Raw genomic sequence first — 18,889 nt, 5'->3', positions numbered from 1 at the left:
ATGGCACGCCGCAGCAGAGCCCTACCGGACCACGGGCAAACCGTGCGGGGAGCGGAGCTCAATTCTTCCTGTCGAACTGGGTTGCGGCAACGAGCAATTGGGGCCACCGACCGTTTTCGGGCGATTAGCGTCCTATATACCTGCCCGGTGTTTCGAATGGCGACACGCGAGTCACGCCTGTACGGCGAGGACCAGCGGCAACACTGCCTGGGCATCCGCTCTGCGAAGCATCCGCGACGCCACCGCCAGCGTCCAGCCCGTGTCCGTGGCGTCGTCCACCAGCAGAACCGGACCCGCGGCCTCTCTCAGGACATCGGCCAGCCGCGGTGGCACGGTCAGGGCCCCGTCCAGCGCCTTGAGCCGCTGCGCGCTGTTGCTCCGGGAGATCTGGGCCGCCTCGCCGACGTACTCCACGGACCCCAGCAGCGGCAGCCGGCCGATCTCCGCGATCCGCGCGCCGAGCGAGTTGATCAGCTGCGGCCGCGAGCGCGAGGCGATGGTCACCACGCCGACCGGGCGGGGCTGCGCGTCGGGCTGCCCTGAGGCCCAGCCGCCGGGGCCCTTCGCCCAGTCGGCCAGGACACCGACCACGGCCTGGGCGACATCGTCGGGAACGGGCCCGTCCGGGGCCTGCGGGGCGAGCATCGGCCGCAGCCGGTTGCCCCAGCCGATGTCCGAGAGCCGTCCCAGAGCGCGCCCGGGAGCGGCCTGTTCACCGGCGGGGATGCGGCCCTTCAGATCGACCCCGACAGCGGCCAGCCCGGTCGGCCACATCTTCCGGGGCTCGACCTCGACGCCCGCGCGGTCCAGCTCGCCGTTCGCCGCGTCCAGCGCGGCGGCGGACACGGACGCCTGGAACCGCCCGCCGGCGCAGTTGTCGCAGCGCCCGCACGGCGCCGCGCCCTCGTCGTCCAGCTGCCGCCGGAGGAACTCCATGCGGCAGCCGGTCGTCGACACGTAGTCCCGCATCGCCTGCTGCTCCGCCGCCCGCTGCTTGGCGACCCACGCGTAGCGCTCGGTGTCGTAGATCCAGGGCATGCCCGTGGAGATCCAGCCGCCCTTCACCCGGTGCACGGCCCCGTCCACGTCGAGCACCTTGAGCATGGTCTCCAGGCGGGATCTGCGCAGCTCGACCAGCGGTTCCAGCGCGGGCAGGGAGAGCGGGCGCTCGGCCCGGGCCAGTACGTCCAGAGTGCGCCGCACCTGCTCCTCCGGGGGGAAGGCGATCGAGGCGAAGTACTCCCAGATCGCCTGGTCCTCCTTGCCCGGCAGAAGCAGCACCTCGGCATGCTCCACACCGCGTCCCGCACGTCCCACCTGCTGGTAGTAGGCGATCGGGGAGGAGGGCGACCCCAGGTGCACCACGAAACCCAGGTCGGGCTTGTCGAAGCCCATCCCCAGCGCCGAGGTGGCGACCAGCGCCTTGACGCGATTGGCGAGCAGGTCTTCCTCGGCCTGCTGGCGGTCGGCGTTCTCCGTCTTGCCGGTGTAAGAGGCCACGGTGTAGCCGCTCTGACGCAGGAACGCGGTGACCTCTTCGGCCGCGGCCACGGTCAGGGTGTAGATGATCCCCGAGCCCGGCAGATCGTTCAGGTGCTCGGCGAGCCAGGCCATGCGGTGCGCGGCGTCCGGCAGTCGCAGCACACCGAGGCTCAGGCTCTCCCGGTCCAGGGGGCCGCGCAGCACCAGCGCGTCGGTGCTCACGCCGGTGCCGAGCTGCTCGGCGACATCGGCCGTCACGCGAGCGTTGGCCGTCGCGGTGGTGGCCAGCACCGGGGTGTCGGGCGGCAGGTCGGCGAGCATCGTGCGCAGGCGGCGGTAGTCCGGCCGGAAATCGTGGCCCCAGTCGGAGATGCAGTGCGCCTCGTCGACCACCAGCAGGCCGGTGGCCGCGGCCAGCTTGGGCAGGACCTGGTCGCGGAAGTCGGGATTGTTCAGTCTTTCCGGACTCACCAGGAGGACGTCGACCTCGCTCGCCGCCACCTCGGCCTGGATGGTCTCCCAGTCCTCCGTGTTGGAGGAGTTGATCGTCCGTGCCCGGATTCCGGCGCGGGCCGCCGCCTCCACCTGGTTGCGCATCAGAGCGAGAAGCGGCGAGACGATCACCGTGGGTCCGGCGCCCAGCTCGCGCAGCAGTGCGGTCGCGACGAAGTACACCGCGGACTTGCCCCAGCCGGTGCGCTGCACGACCAGCGCTCTGCGCTTGTCGGCCACCAGCGCCTCGATGGCACGCCACTGGTCCTCGCGCAGCCGCGCCTCGCCCGCCGGCGCGCCGACCAGGCGCGCCAGGACGGCGTCGGCCGTCGCCCGGAGCTCTTCGCGGGAGGAGTCGTGTGCGTTGTCGGGGTCTGTGGGTCGCGGGTCTTCGTTGGTCATGGCTCCATGCAACCGGATGGGTCCGACAATGCGCGAACGAGCCGTCGAGCTGTGGACAACTTCTGTCGTGGTCATGGCTGTGGTTATCCACAGGCTCAACCGGAATCCTGCGATCCGCGAGATGGTCGCCGCATGACGAATCACGACGAATCGACCGGCATGTCCGGCGACAAGAACATCAGCGCGGTCGGTGGACGCGCCTGGAACCCCGGGCGGGACCGATCCGGCGGTGAAGGCGGCCCGGGCGGCCGAAGCGGGCACGGTGACCGAAGCGGACCGGGCGGTCCGGGCGGACCGGGCGACGGAGGCGGCGACGGGTGCAACGGTCCGGGCGGGCGTGCCGGTGACGGGTCGGAGGGACTGGACGGCGGGCCCCACGACGGCTTGGACAGTCCGGCCGGTCGGACAGGCGACGGCCGGGATGGTCCGACGGGAGGTCCCTGGCGAGAGGACGGAGCTCGGCCGACGCACCGGCCCGGCCCGGTGGTCCACGCCGGTGCGGCCATTCCCGGCAGGCTGCGCCACGGCGGCGACGCGGGGCATGCCCGCGACGGTCATCATGCGGGCGGCCTGGGTCTTCCCGGCGGTGAGCATCAGGTGACCCTCCGCACCCCCGCGGAGCTGGCCGACGCGCTGCCCTATCTTCTCGGATACCGCCCCGACGACAGCATCGTGCTGGTCGCCCTGCACGACCGGGACCGGCGGGGCCGGTTCGGCGGCCGGGCCCGGCTCGGCATTCCGGCCCACGCCGAAGACTGGCCGGCCGCGTCCGACCAGCTCGCGCAGGGGCTGGTGAAGGGGAGCGAGCGCCGAGGCGCCCGCCCCGGGAGCATGGTGGCGTACCTGTGTCAGGAACCCGGGCGCGGTGAATCCGGGCGGGACGTGATGGAACGTCTGCGGCCGCTCGCACAGTTGCTCCGGACGGCCTGCGGACGCCTCGACGTTCCGGTGATCGAGGCACTCTGCATCTCCGACGGACGTTTCTGGACCTACACCTGCCCGGGGCAGGGGTGCTGTCCGCCGGAAGGCACGGCCATGGGCCTGCCGGGTACGTCCGTCCTCGCCGCCGCCGCGACGTACGCGGGCCTCCAGGTGCGCGGATCGCTGAAGGACATCACAGCGAGGTTCCATCCCTGGGAGTCCACCGCCGCGCTCGGCCAGGAGGTGGCACTCGACACGGCCAGCGTGGCCCTCGTACCGAGGATCCTGGGGGACGACAGCAGGGCCGAGGTGGCCGAGGAGACCCTGACCACGGCCCGGCGGCTCAGGGACCGGTTCGCGGCGGCCTTTCCCGTGTCGGGCATCCGCCCTTCGGACCTGCGTGACGACGGACTCCTGGAGGACGACGAGGCCGCCACGCTGATTCTCGGCCTCCAGGACCGCACGACCCGCGACCGGGCCGCACAGTGGATGGAGGGGGACGAGGCCGCCCCGGCGCTGCGCCTGTGGCGGGCCCTGGCCCGGCGCTGTGTCGGCCCCTACCGCGAGCACGCCGCGGCGCCCCTCACCCTCGCGGGTTGGGTCGCCTGGTCGATGGGCGACGAACTGGAGGCACGAGAAGCGCTCGCCATGGCGCTCGGCGCCGATCCCGACTACCTGTTCGCCCGTCTTCTCCACCAGGCGTGCAATGAGGGCCTGGACCCGGAATCCGTCCGCCGCTGTCTGCGCGCAGAGCGCACGGACAACGACCAGACCAGCCCGGAACGGCCGACCGACTCCGGCACGCCGCTCTCGCCCGCCGAGCCGGCGCCACCCGGTTCCCACGCGCCGCCCACCCCGTCCACGATGCCGGCCGCACGTTCCGCCGCGCCCGCGCCCGTGCAACCGTCGCCGCCTGCCGCACCACGCCGCCGCAGGTCCCGCTCGACGGCGATGGGCGCCGGCCGGCCGGGCCGTCGCGGCCCGGGTACCTCGAACACCCAGGATCGCGGCCCGTCAGGCGACGGCCCAGAGGCGGGCCACCGGCCACGACGAGCGGCGGACCGGGTGGACGGCCGGAGGCGTGGGCAGGGACGCGGGCGAGCCGACACCGAGCAGCACGGTTCCGGGGAGGACACGTGAGCGGCCTGCGCACGGCACCACAGGGGTGCGCCGGAATCTGGACCGGCCGCCCTGCGGGCCGTGTCCCGGTCCTGTCGCTGCCGGGCGGCGCGTCTCCCGGCGGCCCGGGGCACCACCTTCCGCGCGGCTGGCAACCGTCCGGCCGGTGCCTCTGCGACCGACAGGCGGCCCCGCCGCCATTCGGTCGGATTCCTGGTCATATGCGTGACGCGGAACAGGGCTGTCCCGTTCACCTGAGTGGCGGAATCCGTGGCCGGATTGCGCCGCCGCCACGCCCCCGACCCCGCGGAGCCCCTGACCGGAGCCCCGCGCGCTCCAGGCACACCGAGCGCGGAGGAAGCCACCCCATGCCCATGCCCCATCCGTCCCCGGCACCCGACGGCGGCCGTCCGTCCGGGCACGAACCCGCCGCACCGCCTGCCGGACACGGGGACGCTCCGGCGGCCCCACGGCCGGGCCGCGACGCCGGTGCGCCCTTCCTCCCGGCAGCGCGCGGCCCCGGCACTCCTCGGACGCCCCTTCCCGTGCCGGGCCGGCCGACGGACCTGCCGCCGGCCCACACCACCCTGATCTGTGCCGCCCTTCCCGGACTGGTGATCTCGACGGAGGAAGGACAGCTCACCGGCCGCGGTCTCGAAGGCTTCTACATGGCGGGCCGACGGACCCTGTCCCGCTGCCTGGTCCGGGTCGCGGGCCGCGAGCCGATCGCGATCCAGGCCCGGATGATCGCCGCCGACCGCGCCCGCTTCGTGGGAACGCTGCGCGCCTGCCTCGACACCGGCCCGGACCCGGACGTGGTCGTCGAAAGAACCCGCCACGCGGACGGCGTCGAACGGATCACCCTGCGGAGCTCGGCCCTGCGTGCCCTGCGTCTGCCCGTCGAGGTCGCCCTCGGGACGGATCTCGCGGAGCTGGGTGACGTCGCCTCGGGCCGGGCCGGGGCCGAGCTGCCCGCCAGCGTCCACGCGGCCGGTCTGCGATGGTCAAGCCCCACGGGCCACGTGACCGTCAGCGCGGATCCACCGCCCACCGACGCCCTGGCTTCGGCGGGACTGCTGCGCTGGGAGGTCGAACTGCCGCCGGGCGGCACGCTCACGGTGGAACTGCTTGTCAGACCTGACGGTCAGGGGCCGGTCAAGGCGGTGGGCCGGGGTGCGGCGAACCCGTTCGCCGAGGCCCGGGTGGTGAGCGACGAGCCCGGGGTCGAAGAACTCCTGAGCACCTGCGTGGACGACCTTCGCGCCCTGCTGCTCCGCGACCCCCGGCACCCGGCCGACATCCACCTCGCGGCGGGAGCGCCCTGGCGCTGCGGGCTGGCACCGGCCGAGGCACTGGCCGCGGCACGGATGACCCTGCCGCTCGGCACCCGTCTCGCCGCGGGCACCCTGCGCACGCTCGCCCGCACCCAACTCGCCGGTCCGGGACCGCACGCCGGACTGATCCCGGGACCGCTCCGGGACAGCGGGCCACACCTGCCACCGGGCTGCACGGCGACCGAGGCGACGCTGCTCTTCCCGGTGCTTCTCGCGGAGGCATGGCGCTGGGGGCTGGCCGGGCGGGAGGTGGAGGAGTTGCTGCCCGCGGCCGAGCGGTGTCTGGAATGGCTGCGGACCACCGTCGGCGACGGCACCTATCTGCCCGACCCCCAGCCGGGCGGGCCGTTCCGCTGCGAGACGCAGGCACACGCGCATCGCGCGGCCCTGCTCGGTGCCGACCTGCTCGACGCGCACGGCAGGACCGGTGGCACGGGGCTGCGGCAGTGGGCCCGGGCGATGCGGGGAGCGTTCCGGGACGACTTCTGGGTCGAGGACCTGGCCGGTGGCCGACCGGCCGCCGCCCGCACCCAGGACGGACGCCCCGTGCCCCAGCTCGGTTCGGGCACCGCCCATCTCCTCGACACCGGTCTGGCGGGCGCCGGAGAGCACGCCCCCGGTCTGCTCGACAAGGCGCGGACCGAACAGCTCGCGCGGCTGCTGGGCGGCCCGGCCATGGACTCGGGCTGGGGGCTGCGCAGCCTCGGGGCGAAGGAGACGGCGTACAACCCGTTCGGTCATCGCAGCGGGGCGGTGAGAGTCCACGAGACGGCCGTCGCCGTCACGGGGCTCGCCGCGGCGGGCCACGAGAAGGAGGCCGGCTCGCTGCTGCGCGGCGTACTGGCGGCGGCCGGGTCCTTCGAGGGCAGACCGCCCGAGATGTACGCGGGGGAGCAGCGCACATGGGGGAGCGCCCCGCTTTCTCATCCGGCCGCCTCCCGCCCCGCGGCCACCTCGGCGGCGGCCGGGGTACTGCTGCTGTGCTCTCTGGCCGGGATCCGCCCCGACGCACCCGCCGGCACGGTGACCCTGCGCCCGTTCCGTGCCGCGCCCCTGGGAGAGATCGTGCTGACCGGCCTGCGTGTCTCGGGCGCTCCTTTCTCCGTGCGGGTGAGCAGACTCGGGCTCGCCATGGTCGAGGAAGCGGGCGACGGACTGCAGTTGGGGGTGTGACACCGCGGGCCGCCTAGGCGGACGGATCCCAGGCGGCGGGGTGCCGTGCGGGACGGAAGTCGATCACCTTGGAACGGGCTCCCGAAGGAGGTGTTTATCGTCAGGCAGACGACTATGATCGCGGCATGCCCTACGACCCGTCAGCCTTCCCGCCCTTCGCCGTGACCGTGGACCTGGTCGTGCTGACCGTGCGCCGCCATGCCCTGTGCGCGCTGGCGGTACGGCGGGGCGAGCAGCCGTTCCAGGGGCGATGGGCGCTGCCCGGCGGATTCGTACGGACCGACGAGGACCTGGCCCAGGCGGCGGCGCGCGAGCTGGTCGAGGAGACGGGCCTGTGCGCCCACGACCCCTCCGTACCCGCGCAGGACAACGGCGCGCACCTCGAGCAGCTCGCGACCTACGGCGACCCCAAGCGCGACCCCAGGATGCGCGTTGTGAGCGTCGCGCATCTGGCCCTCGCCCCCGACCTGCCCGCTCCGCGCGCGGGCGGCGACGCGAACAGCGCTCGCTGGGCACCGGTCGAGGAACTGCTGCAACAGGGCGGGTACGGGCGGGACGGGGAGCAGGCGGCGCCCCTCGCCTTCGATCACGCGCAGATCCTCTCGGACGGCGTGGAGCGCGCCAGGTCCAAGATCGAGTACTCGTCGCTCGCGACGGCCTTCTGCCCGACCGAGTTCACCGTCGGCGAGCTGCGGCGCGTCTACGAGGCCGTGTGGGGCGTGGCGCTCGACCCGCGCAACTTCCACCGCAAGGTGACCGGTACGCCGGGCTTCCTCGTGCCCACCGGAGGCACGACCACACGCCAGGGCGGCCGCCCCGCCCAGCTGTTCCGCGCTGGCGGCGCCACGCTGCTCAACCCGCCGATGCTGCGCCCCGAGGTCTGACGAAGGAGGCGGACACGCTTCCGGGTGCCGGGACCTCCGCACCCTCACCGGACCTGTGCGGCCCGGCGGAGGCGAGCCGCATGGCGCCCGGAAAATCCGGAATGTCGCGCTATCTTGCTGTGGGTGATCCAGGCCATCGGACTGACCAGCAACACCCGCAAGGCACGTCCGCCTGCCGTCGACGACGTGTCCTTCGAGGCGCACGCGGGCCATGTCACAGCGCTGCTCGGAGCCCCGGGCGCGGGCAAGACGACGGCCCTGAGGCTCATGCTCGAACTCCGCCAAGGCCGTGGAATCACCTACTTCCGGGGCAGGCCGATGCACCGCATCGCCCATCCCTCCCGCGAGGTCGGCGTGCTCCTGGGCGAGGTGCCGGGGCATCCGGCACGCACGGTCCGCGGTCAGCTCCGCATGCTGTGCGCCGCCGCCGGAGTACCCGCCCGCCGCGCGGACGAAGTCCTCGAGGTGGTCGGGCTCGTCAGCCTGCGGGACGAGAACCTGGGCACCCTCTCCCGCGGCATGGACCGCCGGCTCGGACTGGCCTGCGCGCTGCTGCCCGACCCCCACACCCTCGTGCTCGACGCCCCCTCGGACGGGCTGTCCGTCAGGGAAGGCCGCTGGCTGCACGGGATGCTGCGCGCCCACGCGAATCAGGGCGGCACGGTGCTGTTCACCACGGACGACCCCAAGGAGGCCGCTCGGGCCGCCGACCGGGTCGTCACGCTGGAGCGGGGACGCCTCGTCGCCGACCAGGAGGCCGCCGAGTTCGCCCGCACCCGGCTCCGGCCGCGGGTCGCCGTGCGCAGCCCGCACGCCGCCCGGCTCGGCTCCCTCCTGACGAAGGAGGCCCGAACGGCACGGCGCTCGGTGGAAGTCGTGCGCGAGGAGGGCAACCGGCTCTCGGTGTACGGCAGCACGTGCGCCGACGTCGGCGAGACGGCCTTCCGGCACGGCATCCTCGTACACCAACTCGCCGACGAGACAGGAGACATGGGCCCCGCGCCGACTCCGGCGCCGCCGGAGGAGGGTGAGCGGTCCGGCGACGAGCCGTGCCCCGCCGAGACGCCGGCCACGGACGACGCGTCCGCCCTTCCGCCCCCCATCGCCGTGCGCCCGGCCCGGAGTCCGCTGCGTCCCCTGCGCTACGAACTGCGCAGGGCGGCCGGTGTCGGTACCGGCTACGTCACGGCCGCCGCCGTTCTCGTCACGTCGGCCCTCCTGTCCGTCCTGCTGGCCAGAATCGGTCACACGCCTCAGCCGCGCCTGCTCGCCGCCTGGCCGCGGGAACTCCCGCTCCCGCCCGCCGCGCTCGGCGCCGGGCTGCTGGGCGCCGTCGCCTTCGGAGAGGAGTTCCGCCACCCCGCCCTGGCCGCGGACCGCGGCACCGTCCCGCGCCGGCTGGGACTGCTGGCCGCCAAGCTCCTCGTCGCCTCGGCCACCGCGCTGCTGCTGGCGTTCCTCACCGTGGGCTGCGACCTCGAAATGCTGTACCTCGTCTACGGACGGGAGCTCACCGGAGTTCCCTCGGACTGGCTCTCGCTGAGCGCGAGTTGGTTCGGTCTCGTGGTCGGCTGCGCGTGGGCGGGCGTACTGGCGGCCGGCGTCTTCCGGTCCACCGCCGCCGGGCTCGCGGCGGTCCTCGCAGTGCCGGTCGTCGTCGTACCGCTCGTACAAAAGGTCTTCGAGGGCCCGTCTGTGCGGTCGGCCGCCGGATTCCCGGAGCGGCTCCGGGAACTGGTGCTCATGCAGTGGCCGTTCGGCGGCGGGCGCTACCTGGCGGCCGGTGTGCGGGTGCTCGCCCAACCCGTGGGCGGGGCACTGCTGTTGTCGCTGACCGCACTGCTCTGCACATATCTGCTCACGACCCTGCGGAGCCGGGTCCGATGACGACCGTCCGCACCCTTCCGTTCCCCCTGTGCGCACAACTCCCCGAAGAACGCCCATTTCTTTCCGATAAGGCGTCAATTGCGACGGTGTGAGCGATCACCCTTTCGTGTGCTTTTCACCAAAGACCTCAAGGCAGTTGGAGTCGGCGCCGACAAAAGACCCGTGAGTACCCTTGCGCAGACCATGATGACCGCCGCCCGTTCCTCAGACTCCGGCCTCGCCGGACCGGGCGAACTCGACCGCTACCCCTATGCCGACTCGCCGGGTGCCGACCGCGTCGGTCCCCCCGTGTGGGAGAGCCCCGAGCCGGAGCTCGGCCGCGTCGGACGGCGTGCCGCCGGCAGCCGCGGACGCGGACTGCACGGCCAACTCGTCCAGCAGCTCGGCCAGATGATCGTCTCCGGAGACCTCGGCGCGGACCGTCCGCTCGTGCCCGAGGAGATCGGCCAGCGGTTCGAGGTCTCCCGGACCGTCGTCCGCGAGTCCCTTCGCGTACTGGAGGCCAAGGGGCTGGTCAGTGCCCGCCCGAACGTCGGCACGCGCGTGCGCCCCGTCAGTGACTGGAACCTCCTCGACCCGGACATCATCGAGTGGCGGGCCTTCGGTCCGCAGCGGGACGACCAGCGGCGCGAGCTGAGCGAGCTCCGCTGGACCATCGAGCCGCTCGCCGCTCGCCTCGCGGCCGGACATGGACGTGAGGAGGTCCAGCAGCGTCTCGGCGACATGGTCGAGATCATGGGCCACGCCATGTCGCAGGGTGACGCCCTCACCTTCTCGCGGGCCGACACCGAGTTCCACTCGCTCCTCATTCAGCTCGCGGGCAACAGGATGCTCGAGCACCTCTCCGGGATCGTGTCGGCCGCGCTCCAGGTCTCCGGCGGCCCGGTCACCGGCTGTGACCGGCCGAACGAGGCCTCGCTGGGGCACCACGCGCGCATCGTCGACGCCCTCGCGGCGGCCGACGGCGCGGCGGCCGAGACGGCCATGCGGCAGCTTCTCACCGTCCACCCCGAGGTGGAGCGTGTCGTGCCCGCGCCGCGCGAGCACTGATCGCGCCGCGCGGGTGACGCGGCCCGGAGCGCGCGGGCGCCCGTGGCAGCGTCGGACCCGGGAGTCGTCACCCGTCGGGACCGCACCGAATCCCTCGCGGATGAGGTGAGGTCCCGACGGTGCGACCGGGCGGCGGATCATGAACTAACCTGGATTGACAGGATCTGTCATCTTTTGGGCACTTACGGGGTGTGACTCGGGCCACGCAGATTGGGCGTAACGCTCTTCGGGGCAGCGCGATGACCTAAGAGGTGATAGCCGAGGAAGGAATACAGACGCCGTGTGTGGCGCTGTGCATCTTCCCGGTCCCCGCCCGCGCCGTCGGCCCATCCCCAGTCGGCGGTCGTCGGTTCCTGTCCACAGCGGACGGGGCCGGAAGCCGTTTTCCAACGTTCCGAGAGGTTGTTCGTGTCGGCCAGCACATCCCGTACGCTCCCGCCGGAGATCGCCGAGTCCGTCTCTGTCATGGCGCTCATCGAGCGGGGAAAGGCTGAGGGGCAGATCGCCGGCGATGACGTGCGTCGGGCCTTCGAAGCTGACCAGATTCCGGCCACTCAGTGGAAGAACGTACTGCGCAGCCTCAACCAGATCCTCGAGGAAGAGGGTGTGACGCTGATGGTCAGTGCCGCGGAGCCGAAGCGCACCCGAAAGAGCGTCGCAGCGAAGAGTCCGGCCAAGCGCACCGCCACCAAGACGGTGGCGGCCAAGACGGTGACCGCCAAGAAGGCCACCGCCACCGCGGCCCCGGCTGCCCTCGCCGACGATCCTGCCGAGGACGCCTCCGCAGGCAAGCCCGCCGCAGCCAAGAAGACGACGGCGAAGAAGGCCGTCGCAAAGAAGACGGTCGCCAAGAAGACGGCGGCCAAGAAGACGAGCGCCAAGAAGGACGACGCCGAGCTCGCCGACGAAGAGACCGTCGAGGAGACCCCCGGCAAGCCCGGTGCGGAGGAGCCCACCGAGGACGGCGCCCAGGGCTTCGTCCTGTCCGACGAGGACGAGGACGACGCGCCCGCGCAGCAGGTCGCCGCCGCCGGTGCCACCGCCGACCCGGTCAAGGACTACCTCAAGCAGATCGGCAAGGTCCCGCTGCTCAACGCCGAGCAGGAGGTCGAGCTCGCCAAGCGCATCGAGGCCGGCCTGTTCGCCGAGGACAAGCTGGCCAACGCCGACAAACTCGCCCCCAAGCTCAAGCGTGAGCTCGAGATCATCGCCGAGGACGGCCGCCGCGCCAAGAACCACCTCCTGGAGGCCAACCTCCGTCTGGTGGTCTCCCTGGCCAAGCGCTACACCGGTCGCGGCATGCTCTTCCTGGACCTCATCCAGGAGGGCAACCTCGGTCTGATCCGCGCGGTCGAGAAGTTCGACTACACCAAGGGCTACAAGTTCTCCACGTACGCCACCTGGTGGATCCGTCAGGCGATCACCCGCGCCATGGCCGACCAGGCCCGCACCATCCGTATCCCGGTGCACATGGTCGAGGTCATCAACAAGCTCGCGCGCGTCCAGCGCCAGATGCTCCAGGACCTGGGCCGTGAGCCCACCCCGGAGGAGCTGGCCAAGGAACTCGACATGACCCCCGAGAAGGTCATCGAGGTCCAGAAGTACGGCCGTGAGCCCATCTCCCTGCACACCCCGCTGGGCGAGGACGGCGACAGCGAGTTCGGTGACCTCATCGAGGACTCCGAGGCCGTCGTCCCGGCCGACGCGGTCAGCTTCACGCTTCTCCAGGAGCAGCTGCACTCCGTCCTCGACACCCTGTCCGAGCGCGAGGCGGGCGTCGTCTCGATGCGCTTCGGTCTCACCGACGGTCAGCCGAAGACCCTCGACGAGATCGGCAAGGTGTACGGCGTGACCCGCGAGCGGATCCGCCAGATCGAGTCCAAGACCATGTCGAAGCTGCGTCACCCGTCGCGTTCCCAGGTGCTGCGCGACTACCTCGACTAGTCGAAAGCACTGATTAAGGCCCTGGCCTGCGCTTATGGCGCAGGTCGGGGCCTTTGTCGTCGGGCACAGCGCTCCCGGTCAAGGTATCGACACACGGAACGTAAGGTCTGGCGGCATGAACATCACGGACATAGCGGCATATCTCGATTCATGGTTGCTGCACCTGTCTGCCGAACGGAAGAGCGCCCAGACGCTCAAGACGTACGGCGACGGGGTGCGCGCGTTCATCCGGTGGGCCGAGTGTGAGGAACGAGCCCCGGAACTCGACCGGCCGACTGTGAACGCGTTCGTGGCGGCGCTGCTGGACGCCGGGGCATCGGCATCCACCGCCCGTAGCCGTCAGCTCGCGGTACGTCGCTTCTCGGCGTGGCTGGCTGAAGAGGGCGAGATCGCGGCCGACGCCCTGTCGACGCTCAAGCCGCCGAAGCTCGACCACAAGGTCATCCCCGAGCTGGACGACGCCCAGCTTCGGGCCCTGGTCAAGGTCTGCTCGGGCAATGACTTCCGGGCACGTCGTGACGAAGCGATCATCCGCCTCATGGCGGAAACGGGTCTTCGGGCCGGTGAGGTCGTCGCCATGACGACCGCCGACGTGGACCTTAAGGCCGGTGTGGCGATCGTCCAGCGGGGCAAGGGCGGCAGGGGGAGGCCGGTGCCGTTCGGGCCCCAGACCGGCCGCGCGATCGACCGGTACCTCCGGACTCGCCGGGGCCATCGCATGGCCGAGCTGGACGCCCTGTGGCTCGGCGACCGCCAGCGAGGGTTCAGCTACCAGGCGCTCTACAGCGCGCTTAGGGGCCGCGCGGAGGCCGCCGGTATCGAAGGGTTCCACCCGCACGTTCTGCGGCACACGGCGGCCGGTAGGTGGCTCGCTGCGGGCGGTTCCGAGGGTGGCCTGATGGCCGTGGCCGGGTGGAGCCGCCGAGACATGATCGATCGGTACACCAGAGCGACCAGCCAGCGCCGGGCCGCCGACGAAGCGCGAAAGCTGTCACTGGGCGACTGGTGAGGCTGTCGGCGTCCCTCTCGTACGGTGTGCTCCTCCCCAAGAGAGAGGGCCGCCCGTGACTCCGGAGCAACGCCGTACGAAAGCCCGCGCCGCCGCCTACGCCAGATGGGCGAGAGAAGACGATCCATCAGCGGCGACCTCGGCGGCCCGGGAAGCCTTCCTGAAGCGCTTCGAGGATCAGGTGGACCCGACGGGCCGGCTGGCCCCACAAGAGAGGGCCAGGCGGGCACAAGCGGCCCGCAAAGCGTACTTCCAAGCCCTCGCGCTCAAGTCATCCATGGCACGGCGCGCCGCGTAACGCAGATCCCCAAGAGGCCGTCCGGTGCACCCGGGCGGCCTCTTTCGTGCCCTCAGCATCTCCATCGGCACCGACTTCCGAGAACACGAGAAGCAACGTCCTCAAGATCGAGCAGCTTGACGTTGATCTGCGAGCCTTCGCAGGCGAGGGGCGGTGGCCTACGGGCTGCCGCCCCTTCTTCGCGTCCCGTACGGGCCATTTCTGGGTTTCAGGTGTCGGGGTCGGAAGGGACGGTTGGGCCAGCCAACCGGAACCACCAGCGAGCGACACCGAAAGGCCAGAGCCATGGAGAAAATGATCTCCCCGAAGGAACTCGCCACCTTCCTGGGCGTGCCCGTCCAGACCGTCTACGAGTGGAACCACAGCGGGGCGGGGCCGCGCTACTCCCGCTTCGGCAAGCACGTCCGATACGCCCGCGCCGACGTTGAGGCGTGGCTGAACGCCCACACCGTCGATCGCAGTCATCGCCGTCGTGCCCAAGCCGCCTGAGTCGCTGGTCGACAACGAACCTGACGAGACAGAAAGCGAGGCGGTATGAAACCCGTGATCGTCCCAACTGACGTAGCCGTGGCGTTCCTTGTCCGTGAAGGGGCGACCGAGAAACAGGCCCGCCGGTGGATCTACAACCGGAGCAAGGCCGGTCGACTCACCAACCACGGCAAATCCGGTAACGGACAGGCCCGTTGGGATCTCGCCGAGATCGACGCCTTGATCAAGAAATGAAACGGCCCCCGGGGAAGCGAACCGGGGGCCGTAACCGCCAACCGTTCGGACCCGCGAAGCGGTCGGCTACTCATCAACCAGAAAGAGGTAGCTCCAAATGCTACAGGAAAGCCCCGACAGTGAAACCCCGCCGCGCGGGTCCGGCGTGCGCGCTCACCGATTCGATCAGCCGTCACCCAACGTACCTGATGACGAACACCCCAGCGGCGAATTGGAACGTCTCATAGCAGAACACTGGGCGTCTGAAAGGGAACGCCTCCACAATCAGCGGCGTCGTGAACAACTCGTTTCCATTCAACTCCCCGAAGAGTTCTGGAACGCTCACCCGACACTCGTGGATATCCGGACGGCGGCACGGGCCCGTTTTCTCGGCCCGGACGCAGTTCTGGGGGCACTGCTCGCCAGGATGGCAGGCTATGTGAATCCGCAAGCTGTAAGCGTGGACACCGGCGTCTCTGACGCATCAACCCTGAATCTGCTTACGGCGGCAGTTGGCCCGCCCGGGGCCAGTAAGTCGGAGAGCTGCGCATTCTCCGGTCAGCTCATACCGGCCGCGCACTTTCCGTACGTGCAGCTCGGCAATGTGGGCTCCGGTGAGGGAATCGCGGAGACCTACATGGGTGACCTCGAAACCGGCGAAGTGGGCCGGAATGGGAAGCCGGTCACGGAAAGGCGTCAGAAGTTCTTTTCCGCCTTCCTGGAGGCCGACGAGGGGGAAATCCTGTCCAAGCTGGGAGAGCGGTCCGGGTTTACCCTGGGCGTCACCCTTCGAACTGCCTTCACCGGCGGGGCACTTGGCCAGAAGAACGCCAGCCGTGAACGGTCGCGCGACGTGCGCGGGTACGCCCTCGGGGTCTACATGGCGTTCCAGCCCGAAACGGTCCGCCCCCTGCTGGCCGAGAAGGCGCAGGGCACCCCGCAACGCGTGCTGTTCCTGTCGGCCACCGACCCCAACGCCCCGGACGTTCCCGTACAGAGCACCCTCCCCGGCACCGGAGAGGACGCCCAGAGGGCGCGTACTCCGTCGTGCGAGGAGTTGGCCCGACGGCTCACCGCGAACGCCCAGACGGCCGCCTGCGGCTTCCGGGTCCTCACCTTTCCTGCCGCCGTCGTTCAAGAGGTCCGGGCCGCCCGACTCGCCGGCCTGCGGGGCGACGCCCAGACGGACGGGCACCGAACCTACCTGCGGCTCAAGGTCGCGGCGCTGCTCACGCTGCTGCTCGACGGCGCGGCCGACCGGGTGCCGGTCGCGTACTGGGAGCTGGCCGGGCAGATGACGGCCACCTCGGAGGCCGTGAGGGCCCACCTCGAACGCGAGGCGGCAGCGGAGGTCAGGGCCGCTGCGGAGGCAGCGAGGCAGGCCCACGCCGACCGGGAGGTGTACGCCGACCATGAGCGGCACTACGCCCGGCTGCACCGGCTCGCCGAGCGCGTCCGGAAGTACGCGGCGGAGGCGGGACCGGAAGGCGTCAGCGTCGCCGGACGCGGCGGCCTGCGGACTCGGGTGGCGGCCAAGGAACGCGGTCTGCTCCCGGAGGCGCTGGAGTACGCCCAGGAACGCGGCTGGGTGACCGTGGCGGCGAGCGGTGATCACGTCCAGATCCGGCACCCGTAGATGTTGGAACTTTCCCGGTTGGAACTTCGCCGGCTGGAACGCAGGAAGCCCCATTTCCCAAGGCGTTGGAACGTTGGAACGGTTGGAACAAGGGGGGTGTCGCCCAGTGATTCACCCTCTACGTGAGTGAATTTTCTATTCTTATTCTTACTGGTCAGAGGCTTGTGTCGCTGAGAGTGAGGATTTGAGTACGAATTCGTTCCGTCCAGATCGACACCCCCCTTGTTCCAACTTCCAACGTTCCAACCACCCCCCTGGGCGTCCCGAACTGGACGCCCTACCCGAAAGGAACCACCATGACGACGATTCCCGACTTCCCTCCCGTTCCCGGCCCCGGTGAAATCGTACTCGCCGCGTTCGATCGCTACCCGCTTTCGGAGGACGACTGGGCGAGATTCCAGCGAGGCGTGGACACCTACACCAAGAATTGGCGGAAGGTCCTGAAAGCGCGCCAAGAGGCCGGAAGTGACGTCTATATCTCTCCCGTCTGGGAAAAGCCACTGTCCGAACAATTCGCGCACGAGGCCCGCCGGCTGCGGGAGATAGGGGCGCCCGAGTGGCCTCTCTGGGAGGCGCAGGCCCGAGAATTCGAGCTGAATGGAATGTGACTCGTATCACCATTCCCTTTTCTCGCTCTATCCCCCAATTCCGGGATATCGTGATAGGTGAGGCACGGGAACTCCTCATGGTGACGTACGCCCCCTCTCCCCCCTCCGGGTATTTCCCTCGTTTCCCCGTGGGAGCGGAGACCGACCAGGGGGCGTACGTTCTCCCGTCGGCTGGACGGCCGACCCCCGCGTTCCCGACTCCTCAACTTCCCCTGTAGCTGGGCGGCTACGCCGCAGCCGACGACTGGGCGGTCCTCGGATTGCGAATCAACATCACGCACTCCAGAAAAGGACCACTGTCATGGATTACCCCGCACTTCGCGCCGTTCAGGAAGAACTCACGGGCCTGATCAACGAGGCCACCACCGAGGACGGCGGATACGATCTCGCCAAGATCCGCAGCATTTCCGGCACCAACGCCGAAAAGCTCGCCAAGATCAAGGCTCTCAACGCCCGCGTCGCCGAACTCAAGGCGGTGGGCGAGGCCGCAGGCAACAGCAGCGGCTACCAGTCGGGCGACGGCGCACGGCGCCCCGAGGGGCGCGGCTTCCCCTCGACCAAGGGCACGGCCCCCAGCATCGGCCAGGGAGCCCGCCAGTGGGCCCAGGAGGCCGCCCAGACGCTCACCAAGGCTGCCGAGCAGCACGGCGTCAAGGCGCTCACCTCTGGGGCCGTGGACGCCCCCACGATGGTCCGCACCGGCCTGTTCGCCATGCCGTCGAACCCGGCCCGGCTGCTCGACCTCATCGTTGACCGGCAGCAGGTCCCCGGCAACGAGTTCGAGTTCCTGCGGCAGACCGTACGCACGGACAACGCCGCCGCTGTCGCGGACGCCGCCACCAAGCCCACGTCGATCTACACCGTGGCCTCGATCCAGGACCGCGTGAGGGTCTACGCCCACCTGTCCGAGCCGATCCCGCTGCGCCTCTTCGCCGACCACAAGGACCTGTCCGGGTTCCTGGAGTCGGAGATGTCCCGGGGCGTACTCGACAAGCTCGAAGCGGACATCGTGAGCGGTGCCGTGGCGGGAGAGAACGTCGTCGGCATCCTCAACACCTCGGGCGTCGGGGCGACCGCGTACACGGCCAGCGTGCCGGTCACCCTCCGCAAGGCCCGGACCGCGATGGAGAACGCCAACGAGGCCCCCACGGCCTGGGTGCTCAACCCGACCGACGCCGAGGGGCTGGACCTCCTCACGACGGCCGACGGCGAGTACCTGGTCGACTCGACGGCCTACGCGAACATCTTCGGCGACATCCCCAAGGTCATCTCGACAAGTGTCCCCGCCGGTACGGCACTTCTGGCCGACTGGTCCCAGTGCCGGCTGATCGTCCGGCAGGGCACCACGATCGACGCCGACCACTCCGGGGCCCTGTTCGACACCAACCGGGTCAAGCTCCGCGCAGAGGGCCGGTTCGGGTTCGCGGTGAACCGTCCGGCCGCCTTCCGGGTCATCGACCTGACTCCGTGACCGGGTAACGCCCCGAAATAGCCGGGGGCTCCCCTCAAAGGGCCCCCGGCTTCCGTATGACCCGCAGATTGGCGAACCGCCATGAAAACTGTGGGTGTTACCCAAGCCGAACTCCAACTGGGATACGCGTGCATGGACCGGGATCACTACGCAGCCCTGTATCCGGGCTCAACGACACACAGGCAGCTCGAAGCCGAGGTAACGCTGCGACGCAAGCTGCTGCCTCGCCTTCCTAGTCCAGCCGAACTGGACGCCTGCCGACGCACAGCGTGAACAGAAGACCAGGCTCGCGTGGGCGGTGGGATGCCAGGGTCCCGGCCCGCCCCTGGCCCAGCGCGGTGAGTAGGTGTACTGAACGGCTGCACCTGCTCACCGTTTGCGTGTGTGCCTCACCTCGACTCGAATGCAGCTCCGAACCCAAGCACTCAACCCTTTCGACCTCCATCATCCAGTCGCTAGGAACCGAACTGCGAACAT

13 protein-coding genes are annotated in these 18,889 nt (G+C 70.5%); 12 read left to right on the top strand and 1 reads right to left on the bottom strand.

Annotated elements, in window-relative coordinates; all coding sequences use genetic code 11:
• Positions 1 to 171: 171 nt before the first annotated feature.
• Complete coding sequence (locus ACFYYF_RS20100) at positions 172 to 2,376, bottom strand: RecQ family ATP-dependent DNA helicase (RefSeq protein ID WP_388777448.1); 2,205 nt, start codon at positions 2,374 to 2,376, stop codon at positions 172 to 174.
• A 132-nt stretch (positions 2,377 to 2,508) separates the two neighbouring features.
• Here ACFYYF_RS20100 and ACFYYF_RS20095 point away from each other — a divergent pair, with 132 nt between their 5' ends.
• The 12 genes from ACFYYF_RS20095 to ACFYYF_RS20040 all read left to right on the top strand — a co-directional run bounded on the left by ACFYYF_RS20095 (position 2,509) and on the right by ACFYYF_RS20040 (position 18,412).
• Positions 2,509 to 4,437: a DUF4192 domain-containing protein gene (locus ACFYYF_RS20095; protein ID WP_388777446.1), complete on the top strand. Its 1,929-nt coding sequence runs from the start codon at positions 2,509 to 2,511 to the stop codon at positions 4,435 to 4,437.
• Positions 4,438 to 4,961: 524 nt separating this feature from the next.
• Positions 4,962 to 6,923: a glycogen debranching N-terminal domain-containing protein gene (locus tag ACFYYF_RS20090; RefSeq protein WP_388777443.1), complete on the top strand. Its 1,962-nt coding sequence runs from the start codon at positions 4,962 to 4,964 to the stop codon at positions 6,921 to 6,923.
• 125 nt (positions 6,924 to 7,048) lie between these two features.
• A complete protein-coding gene (locus ACFYYF_RS20085; protein WP_351121542.1) occupies positions 7,049 to 7,807 on the top strand; it encodes an NUDIX hydrolase in 759 nt (252 codons plus the stop codon).
• Between the two features lie 123 nt (positions 7,808 to 7,930).
• Positions 7,931 to 9,694, top strand: a complete 1,764-nt coding sequence (locus ACFYYF_RS20080) for an ATP-binding cassette domain-containing protein (protein WP_388777440.1) — start codon at positions 7,931 to 7,933, stop codon at positions 9,692 to 9,694.
• A gap of 162 nt (positions 9,695 to 9,856) precedes the next feature.
• Entirely contained in the window at positions 9,857 to 10,744 is an 888-nt protein-coding gene (locus tag ACFYYF_RS20075) for an FCD domain-containing protein (RefSeq protein ID WP_361687828.1), read from the top strand.
• A gap of 408 nt (positions 10,745 to 11,152) precedes the next feature.
• Complete coding sequence (locus tag ACFYYF_RS20070) at positions 11,153 to 12,688, top strand: RNA polymerase sigma factor (protein WP_361687831.1); 1,536 nt, start codon at positions 11,153 to 11,155, stop codon at positions 12,686 to 12,688.
• A 115-nt stretch (positions 12,689 to 12,803) separates the two neighbouring features.
• Positions 12,804 to 13,697, top strand: a complete 894-nt coding sequence (locus ACFYYF_RS20065; protein ID WP_388777437.1) for a tyrosine-type recombinase/integrase — start codon at positions 12,804 to 12,806, stop codon at positions 13,695 to 13,697.
• Between the two features lie 592 nt (positions 13,698 to 14,289).
• On the top strand, positions 14,290 to 14,484 hold the full coding sequence (locus tag ACFYYF_RS20060; protein WP_359721404.1) for a helix-turn-helix domain-containing protein: 195 nt from the start codon (positions 14,290 to 14,292) through the stop codon (positions 14,482 to 14,484).
• A gap of 45 nt (positions 14,485 to 14,529) precedes the next feature.
• Complete coding sequence (locus tag ACFYYF_RS20055; RefSeq protein WP_388777434.1) at positions 14,530 to 14,718, top strand: hypothetical protein; 189 nt, start codon at positions 14,530 to 14,532, stop codon at positions 14,716 to 14,718.
• A gap of 616 nt (positions 14,719 to 15,334) precedes the next feature.
• On the top strand, positions 15,335 to 16,333 hold the full coding sequence (locus ACFYYF_RS20050; protein WP_388777431.1) for a hypothetical protein: 999 nt from the start codon (positions 15,335 to 15,337) through the stop codon (positions 16,331 to 16,333).
• A 296-nt stretch (positions 16,334 to 16,629) separates the two neighbouring features.
• Complete coding sequence (locus ACFYYF_RS20045; protein ID WP_388777429.1) at positions 16,630 to 16,941, top strand: hypothetical protein; 312 nt, start codon at positions 16,630 to 16,632, stop codon at positions 16,939 to 16,941.
• A 301-nt stretch (positions 16,942 to 17,242) separates the two neighbouring features.
• On the top strand, positions 17,243 to 18,412 hold the full coding sequence (locus ACFYYF_RS20040; protein ID WP_359721416.1) for a phage major capsid protein: 1,170 nt from the start codon (positions 17,243 to 17,245) through the stop codon (positions 18,410 to 18,412).
• The last annotated feature ends 477 nt before the right edge of the window (positions 18,413 to 18,889 follow it).

Source organism: Streptomyces sp. NPDC001914, from assembly GCF_042891215.1.
Classification (GTDB): domain Bacteria; phylum Actinomycetota; class Actinomycetes; order Streptomycetales; family Streptomycetaceae; genus Streptomyces.
This window is presented reverse-complemented; position numbering and strand designations above follow the sequence as displayed.

Bases quoted from the DNA above. Each gene is read 5' to 3' on its own strand.
- ACFYYF_RS20100 (WP_388777448.1), bottom strand. From the start codon at position 2,376: ATGACCAACGAAGACCCGCGACCCACAGACCCCGACAACGCACACGAC.
- ACFYYF_RS20040 (WP_359721416.1), top strand. From the start codon at position 17,243: ATGGATTACCCCGCACTTCGCGCCGTTCAGGAAGAACTCACGGGCCTG.
- ACFYYF_RS20050 (WP_388777431.1), top strand. From the start codon at position 15,335: ATGGGTGACCTCGAAACCGGCGAAGTGGGCCGGAATGGGAAGCCGGTC.
- ACFYYF_RS20095 (WP_388777446.1), top strand. From the start codon at position 2,509: ATGACGAATCACGACGAATCGACCGGCATGTCCGGCGACAAGAACATC.
- ACFYYF_RS20045 (WP_388777429.1), top strand. From the start codon at position 16,630: ATGACGACGATTCCCGACTTCCCTCCCGTTCCCGGCCCCGGTGAAATC.
- ACFYYF_RS20065 (WP_388777437.1), top strand. From the start codon at position 12,804: ATGAACATCACGGACATAGCGGCATATCTCGATTCATGGTTGCTGCAC.
- ACFYYF_RS20060 (WP_359721404.1), top strand. From the start codon at position 14,290: ATGATCTCCCCGAAGGAACTCGCCACCTTCCTGGGCGTGCCCGTCCAG.
- ACFYYF_RS20055 (WP_388777434.1), top strand. From the start codon at position 14,530: ATGAAACCCGTGATCGTCCCAACTGACGTAGCCGTGGCGTTCCTTGTC.
- ACFYYF_RS20085 (WP_351121542.1), top strand. From the start codon at position 7,049: ATGCCCTACGACCCGTCAGCCTTCCCGCCCTTCGCCGTGACCGTGGAC.